Here is a 4379-nt window from a genome sequence, read left to right as displayed (position 1 = left end):
GTGTAAGATCACTTGCATCTGTTGCAAACATTTGCGGCGTGACGTATCGCCTATCCAGTTCGTCACGCGTGTTGAGGTTGGTGGCGTTAGGAAATTGACCTTTATAATCAAAATCAGCCGCATTAGCTTTTGGTGTTGCTGGTTTATTGCCTAGATAACTCATAAATTTTTACCCCGTAATAATAAGTGCGCTCATTGTGGCATCGATTGAATTTACTGTATTACTGGCAACTTTAATACCGTAACCTGTAGTTAAAACAATTTTTTGATCACCACCAACAGGCACAAAAGCACTTCCCTGAGAAAGCGGCGCATTTTTTACTAGATATGTGTTGGCAGTACCATCACTATAAGTTACATCAACGGTTACAGCTTGATTTGTTTTATTTGCAACTGTTAAACCAATAACGGTTGTTTGGCTTATTGAATTAGCTGTGTATCCGCCAACTAAAGTGAGAGTAGTACCTATATCACGTGAAGTAAAGGTATCAAATATATTAGCCATTAATTATTCCTTTTATCCAAGTGCAATTGCAAAAGCAATTGCTTGATTGTCTGCATATTCGCTTGCGGCACGTGAAGTTGGAATTGATGTATCGCCGCCCGCTAAATTCCCATCATGTTCAATGCTTGTAATTGTATTACCACTGTTATTTATATCGAAATTGTCGGTTTGAACATTATTTGCGTAAAGAGTTCCAATAGAATTAGATGATGAACCAATATCATAAGTGCTATTCTGAGAAGGAATCAAGTCTGCCGAAATTGTAGCTTGACTTTTAAAACGCAACGTACCAGTTACATCTACATCACCAACATGCGAAGTATTCGCATTGAATGTTACAGTAGTACCAGAAAAGGTTGCATTTGAATTGTATGTACTAGCACCATTATACGTAGTTGTACTATTAAAAGTGGCTGTATCTTGTGCGGTAAAGGCTTCTACAGTTACCGAATTCGAAAACGTCGCATTTCTGGTTTGATCGAATAATAGAGCGTTTACACCACCTGTAGAGAAGCCGAGTTGACCATTAGCAGGATGATACATGCCATCACCACTATCAGTAATGAATCCGTATGCTGGTGCGCTTTCTGTACCATCACCGGATTCAAACTGAATAAAGCTTGTAACAGTATTGGCCGCAACTGTATTAAGACCAGTTGCGGTGTTCTGTAAAGCGTTGACATTTACAGTTATAACATTATGGCGAATACGCCATTCATCAAATGTATTGCTTAATGTGACGTTTGCAATTGGCATTAGTTATTCCTTAATTTATTTACCATTATTATTTATCAGTTGATGTAGAAGAGATTTTATCTCTCCCACATCTGATTTAAGTTGTTCAACATCTTTAATAGTTCTATCTATTTGCCTATTTTTTTGTCTTTTATTCTTATAAGCTTCTAGTTTATCATTATCAACGTTTACGACAGCTTTTGAATCTCGATCTTTCATAAAACTGTTATCATCTTTAATTTTATCAAGTTTCATTTATATCACCTTATACAGACAATGCTAACGCTCGGAAATCTTGAATTCTTGGTGGATTGGGTGGATTTGTTGAAAGCAATAGAACCTTGATCTTAAATTGCTTAAATCCAGTAAACGTCACACCATTAGAATTTACATATTGTACTTCACCATTACCACCTGTCATTTCCGAGTCTGGAATACTATATTCAAGTTCCTTGAAATCTTCCGTATCTTCACTATCAGATGTAGTGTCGTTAATTGTATCAAGAGTCATTGGTTTCCAATTAACATCTTCAAGAGTATCACTATCTTCCGCGTTTAGAATCTTGTAGTAAATCTTAACATCAGCAGATGATGGTTTGTATGTGGCGATGTATACCTGAATATCTTCGGCGTCCTGTCCATCAGCTAGTGTAACAGTTCTTGTGATATACTTAGCACTAGCATTACCACCTTCTGAATCTTCTTCACCAGTTGTGTCGTTATTGACCAAGTTTTCTACTGTGATAAGAGAAGTTCTCTTTAGGTCAACAGCCGGTGAAGTGTAATCATTACTTGAATTCAAAGTCATTTTTAATTGTGCTGACTTTTGACCACTTAGATTGTTGATTTCATTTGATCTACTTAGAATATATCTTGCAGTTCTAGTATAGTTGTTCTCGTTATCAGTGAGAGACTTGAACGAACTTTGTAGACTACTTGAAGTTTCTGCAAACTTACCGACAAGTTCTGTAGAAGTTCCTTCTGGAATAATCTTACCCTTTAGAGGATCAACAACGTCAACTCGAATATTATCAATGCTAACAATTCTTGCACTCTTACCATTCGATTGACTTTTGACAAATGTATTTGCGGTAAATGCGGATGATACTTCTGTCAAGTGTAGTTGAACGTTTGCAGATGTTACAGCATCGTAGTAATCAACCGAACCTGTTGGTGTAGATTGACTGCTAAGTGTTGCACTCTCACCAGTTGGCGTACCGTTAGCAAAGTAAAGAGTAATATTTTCTCCATTGGTATACTTGTCGTCTAAAGTTACGTCTTTAACTCTTAATGTGCTACCTGTTGCAAGTGTTACCTCACCATTTGCATTTGATGTATCACCACCGGCAAATTCACCAATGTTAGCAGAGATAGTAGAGCCTAGATTTAAAGTAGTTTCACCGTGTACACTTTCACCTACGATATCAAATGCACTTGATACGTTTGCAATTGTGTAATAATCCTTATCTTCGTTCTGGAAGAATGCAGTTCCACTTGAAGTCTTGAATTGAGCGAAATATGCAGCAAACTTCATATCTTCATTTTGAATAGAAGTCCAAGTTTTATCATTTGAAGATGCAAATAATACACCAGAATAAGGATTTTTAACTACTCTGTTACCCGTAATAATATCTACATCACCCAAACGTGCAACATAAACGTTGTAATTTGGATTGCCGCCAGCGGGCTTCACTACGTAAGCGTAATCTATGCCAGATTGTAGATATACAGGTGATGGGAATGTAAATTCTGTTGCAGCCGAACCATCAGATGAAGTATTGACAGATGATGGTGGAAGTGTTACTCTACTAAATGGCACAACCTTATTTGTGACGTATTGTGTAGCAGCATCAACTTCACGAATCTCTACTGTAACCGGAAGGTTACTATCCTTAGTGGAGAAGTAAAGATCGATCTTGGTTAGATATGCACCACCAGAGATAGCACCAAGGGCGTTATCATCAATACGGAAAGTCTGTGCGATGGGATCACCTGCACCACCGTCACCACCGCCGTCACCAAGTTGCCTTCTTCTTCTGACAGGTCTTTGAATCTGTGTTCTAGTTGTTCTTGTACGTCTTTGAGTTACATTCTGAAAGTTAACTTCCGCAGTTCTAGTCGATAGAACCGTTTCCTGAGAAACTTGTGATGTTCCTCTTGCACTATATTCACTTTCTGCCGACGTTGTGAATAAACCCTTCTCGGTTTCGTTAGTTGGACTATCTGTTAGTACAAACTTCTTATTACCAACATTGAAACGAATCGATTCGTTGTTAGGCAGTCTGAATATACCATAGAATACACCATTAGAATTCGTTACGAGTTCTGAACCTTCATTACCTGTGCTATTAAAGGAACTATCTGTTGGTGTCATGTAATCGTTAACATCAACATCATCAAAGAAAGCGTAAATTCTAGTATTAGGCTTCATTCCCTGCGCCGTAACTTGAATATTTCTGGAACGCATGAATGGAATGATTGAAAGATCAATGATACGATTACCAAGATTTTGTGTTTGTGTTCTTGGTGTTATAGTAGCACGTGTTCCGCGTCTAGTTTGTCTTGTTCTGCTAACTCTAGTAAATCCACGTCTTCTTCTACTTGTCCAGTTACTTTGCCAGTTATTCCACTGTGTTCCCCACGCATTAGCTAATTGTTGCCAGTTATCGGCGTTATTATCAAAGTTAACTTGCAAGTCTGGACGCTGAGTTGTGTCTGTCCAGAAGTCTTGATCGGGATTTAGTGTAATTTCACCTTTCCATCCGTAGAGCAAACCAGCCGCGTTTCTAGTTGTAGTACCGAAATTCTGTTCAATTACTTTTAGATTATCGTAATTAATAGTAACTAGATCATCACTACTCTTAGTATTAGTACTACTACCCGATACAAAATTCAAATCTGTATTCAATAGTTTGAACGGTGGACGTGCCTCACCTTCTTCTGAATCTACAGCAATGTTGTAATCCGGTTGTGAAACGTCACCAATATTGTGACCAGTAAAGTTATCCACAAGAAAGCCATTCTTAAATCTTTCGTTACCGGCACTATCTGTAACTGAAATACTTTTTGTTTCATTCTCTAGTAGAGAAAGAGAAGTATAGTATTCAAGATTATTAATTCTTTCTTCAAGAACACCAAT

4 protein-coding genes are annotated in these 4379 nt (G+C 37.7%); all 4 read right to left on the bottom strand.

Going from position 1 to position 4379, the window contains the following annotated elements:
- Positions 1–169 precede the first annotated feature (169 nt).
- Genes QZ276_RS06530 through QZ276_RS06515 form a run of 4 tightly spaced genes read right to left on the bottom strand, consistent with a single transcriptional unit; the run spans position 170 to position 3671 of the window.
- Positions 170–505 (bottom strand): hypothetical protein, encoded by a 336-nt coding sequence (locus QZ276_RS06530; protein WP_292486408.1) that lies wholly within the window; start codon positions 503–505, stop codon positions 170–172.
- 12 nt (positions 506–517) lie between these two features.
- A complete protein-coding gene (locus QZ276_RS06525) occupies positions 518–1261 on the bottom strand; it encodes a hypothetical protein (protein WP_292486407.1) in 744 nt (247 codons plus the stop codon).
- 15 nt (positions 1262–1276) lie between these two features.
- Positions 1277–1495 carry a hypothetical protein gene (locus tag QZ276_RS06520; RefSeq protein ID WP_292486406.1) on the bottom strand — a complete coding sequence of 73 codons (219 nt, stop codon included), beginning with the start codon at positions 1493–1495 and terminating at the stop codon, positions 1277–1279.
- Positions 1496–1505: 10 nt separating this feature from the next.
- Positions 1506–3671: a hypothetical protein gene (locus QZ276_RS06515; RefSeq protein WP_292486404.1), complete on the bottom strand. Its 2166-nt coding sequence runs from the start codon at positions 3669–3671 to the stop codon at positions 1506–1508.
- Positions 3672–4379: the final 708 nt, after the last annotated feature.

Origin of the sequence: Methanohalobium sp., from assembly GCF_018609725.1 — an archaeon.
Classification (GTDB): domain Archaea; phylum Halobacteriota; class Methanosarcinia; order Methanosarcinales; family Methanosarcinaceae; genus Methanohalobium.
This window is presented reverse-complemented; position numbering and strand designations above follow the sequence as displayed.

What these genes read in the sequence shown, in the direction of transcription:
- QZ276_RS06530 (WP_292486408.1), bottom strand. Translation starts at nt 505, where the DNA reads ATGGCTAATATATTTGATACCTTTACTTCACGTGATATAGGTACTACT.
- QZ276_RS06525 (WP_292486407.1), bottom strand. Translation starts at nt 1,261, where the DNA reads ATGCCAATTGCAAACGTCACATTAAGCAATACATTTGATGAATGGCGT.
- QZ276_RS06520 (WP_292486406.1), bottom strand. Translation starts at nt 1,495, where the DNA reads ATGAAACTTGATAAAATTAAAGATGATAACAGTTTTATGAAAGATCGA.
- QZ276_RS06515 (WP_292486404.1), bottom strand. Translation starts at nt 3,671, where the DNA reads ATGAAGCCTAATACTAGAATTTACGCTTTCTTTGATGATGTTGATGTT.